The 2755-nt window shown below is 35.2% G+C and carries 3 protein-coding genes and 1 rRNA gene; 2 read left to right on the top strand and 2 right to left on the bottom strand.

What is annotated here, in order from left to right; all coding sequences use genetic code 11:
* The first annotated feature begins 109 nt into the window (after nt 1-109).
* Nucleotides 110-523: a YugN-like family protein gene (locus FOT98_RS28570; protein WP_061680267.1), complete on the top strand. Its 414-nt coding sequence runs from the start codon at nt 110-112 to the stop codon at nt 521-523.
* On the opposite strand, the gene FOT98_RS28565 is transcribed toward FOT98_RS28570, so the two are convergent.
* Entirely contained in the window at nt 510-1505 is a 996-nt protein-coding gene (locus FOT98_RS28565; protein ID WP_061680268.1) for a potassium channel family protein, read from the bottom strand. The genes FOT98_RS28570 and FOT98_RS28565 overlap by 14 nt on opposite strands.
* A 92-nt stretch (nt 1506-1597) precedes the next feature.
* A complete protein-coding gene (locus tag FOT98_RS28560) occupies nt 1598-2278 on the bottom strand; it encodes an MgtC/SapB family protein (protein WP_063260549.1) in 681 nt (226 codons plus the stop codon).
* Nucleotides 2279-2681: 403 nt separating this feature from the next.
* Here FOT98_RS28560 and FOT98_RS28555 point away from each other — a divergent pair.
* Nucleotides 2682-2755 (top strand): 16S ribosomal RNA (locus FOT98_RS28555); the annotation flags it as partial.

The following is a 2755-nucleotide window of genomic DNA, read 5'->3' as shown; positions in this document are numbered from 1 at the left end:
AAAAAACCGCGACCGGAATCCGGTCGCTTTTTATTATTTTATCGAAAAGTTCATCGGTATATTCAAACTAGAGTGGGTATGCTAAAGAAAAAGTCTAGGAGGGATGGACTTGATTCCGATTCAATCCAATTTAGAAGGACGTACATATGCGTTATATAAGTTAGAAGAGATAATGAAGCCGCTTGGGTATAACATTGGTGGCAATTGGGATTACGATAAAGGGTGCTTCGATTATAAAATCGATGAAGAAGATGGTTATCAATTTTTACGAGTGCCATTTACAGCAGTGAATGGCGAATTAGATGTGCCGGGCGTAATCGTCCGTCTTGAAACACCGTATATTCTTTCTCACGTATATCAAGACGAACTAGATGATCATGTAAATACTTTAGCAGCCGGAACAAGTGGAATGGATCAATTTGCTGAGCCGAAAGATCCAGATGGAGATGTGAAAAGAAAATATATCAATATTGGGAAAGTGCTCATACAAGAACTAGAGCGTCATTTTATTAATGGTGAATAACAATGAGTATGTCGCTTTCAATGAGAATAAAGGAATGGACTGGATTAATCATATATTGTTCATCGCGCTTTATACCTAGTAATAGAATGTTTTGCTTTAAAAGAGTATAGCTGCAATTTGCGAAAGTTTGTCCTGTGCAGGAAGGAGAAAGCTCCATCAGTTGTAATTTATTATCAGAGATTTCATCGTAAAGTGAGAATAGGACACCTGAAATGGAAGGGAATAAAAGAGAAGCGGTAAATACATAGCTCGTTAATTTATTTCCTTCTATAATTTCTGATACACCAGCTCTCGTTGCATTTTGTATTTGTTCAGAAGTAAGAAGTTCAGCGATGCAATGAATGTTTGGATTGAGTCCTTTTGCAGTTAAAATATTTAAAATAGACTGTGTATCTGCTAAGCTTTCATTCTTTTCTTTATCAGCAGTTATTAATATAGTGTGTGCCGTTGTAATATTAGCTTTTAATAAAGTTTGATCGTGATGGGGGCATCCCTTTATAAATTCTAAATGATGAAATGGTTTTGGAAGTAAAGAAAGTGTTTCATCAATTAAAACGATATCAAGGTTCGGTTGTAAAACATGCATTTGTTTGACAACATGCTTTGCCCGTTCGTTCCATCCTACAATGATCATATGTCCGTTAGAAGTCGCAGCTTCTTCTCCTTTAATCTTCATATATTGTTTACTAATCATTTCAGTAGCGAACAAAACCATATAATAAGAACAAAACCCGGTTCCTAATAAAATAATACCCATACCGATAAGTTTGCCTATTAGTGTATGTGGGGCAAAGTCACCATAGCCAACGGTGAAGATAGTAACGATTGACCACCAAATTCCATCAAACCATGTGGTGAAGTGCGATGGTTCTAATCTATGTATAAGAAATCCGGAAAAAGCAGTAAGTACAACAATAAAGCAAATTAAACGAAAAATAATGGAATCACGAAATGTATCTACTAAATTTGGACGGGATTTCAAACTCTTATTCCTCCTTACTTTGCAGGACTACATTCATTGTTACCATTATAGAAAAAAGAAAAACTCTCTAATTGAAAAGAGAGTTTTTTTCATTACATACTTTCCACTTCAGTTTGTTGAACACTTTCAAGATGCTGGAGGGCGTAGTAAACATCAGCAGTATGTCTTTTTTGATCGATACATAATTTCAAATGCAAATAGTGCGAGCCATTCTCTAATGTTTTGAGCTTCATATTCTTAACTTTTATATCCATTTCTTTTATTTCTTCAATTACAATTGGGATATTGTCCATATTTCGCACAACAAGTTTTACTGCGATATCACGTTGACGAAATGATCTTGGCCCTACAAATTTCATTGTTAATGGTATAAGTTCGACACTAATCATAAGGAAACACATTCCGAAAATCGCTTCGATATAGAATCCGGCTCCAACAGCAATACCAATACCGGAAGCACCCCAGATCATAGCAGCAGTCGTTAGCCCTGCAATACTATCGTTTCCTCTTCGTAAAATAACACCGGCACCTAAAAAACCAATCCCTGATACAATTTGAGCGGCAAGTCGAAGTGGATCCATATTCATATGATCAGTATGTGGTAAATTGTAAGCCGCTTTAATAGAAACAATCGTTAGGAGGCAACTAATAATAGAAATAACTAAACAAGTTTTTAAACCAAGTGGTTTCCGTTTTAATTCGCGCTCTAAACCGATGGCGAATCCTAAAATAGCCGAGAGACCTAGTTTGATTAATAAATCGGTATAGTCCATATGTATTCCTCCTTGTATGATATGGTATATGAATAAAACATTTATTATAGAAAGAAATGTTTTTGGGTAGAGTGACTTTATATAGAATATATGTAGGAATCCCTTAGAAATGAAAGAGATATTTCGTTTAAGTATATGATATTAAAAAAGAAATGTAGTTAATTTAAAAAAAGTTTATAAAAGGTGTTGCATTTCATTTTTCACCATGATATATTAATAACCGTCGCTGATGCGGAAACGCAGAAAACGACAAAAAAGAAATTGAAAAACTTAGTTGACATCGGAAAACGAAGATGTTAACATAAGGAAGTCGCAAATGAGCGACCAAGTAGTTCTTTGAAAACTGAACGAAACAAACAACGTGAAACGTCAATTTTTATTTTAGATGCTAGACAAACTAACTTTATTGGAGAGTTTGATCCTGGCTCAGGATGAACGCTGGCGGCGTGCCTAATACATGCAAGTCGAGCGAATGGA

It is taken from the genome of Bacillus sp. HY001, assembly GCF_007558965.1.
Classification (GTDB): domain Bacteria; phylum Bacillota; class Bacilli; order Bacillales; family Bacillaceae_G; genus Bacillus_A; species Bacillus_A mobilis.
The sequence above is the reverse complement of the archived record's forward strand: the minus strand, read 5'-3'. Positions and strand labels throughout refer to the sequence as shown.

Coding starts and splice junctions, on each gene's coding strand:
- FOT98_RS28560 (WP_063260549.1), bottom strand. CDS start 2,278: ATGGACTATACCGATTTATTAATCAAACTAGGTCTCTCGGCTATTTTA.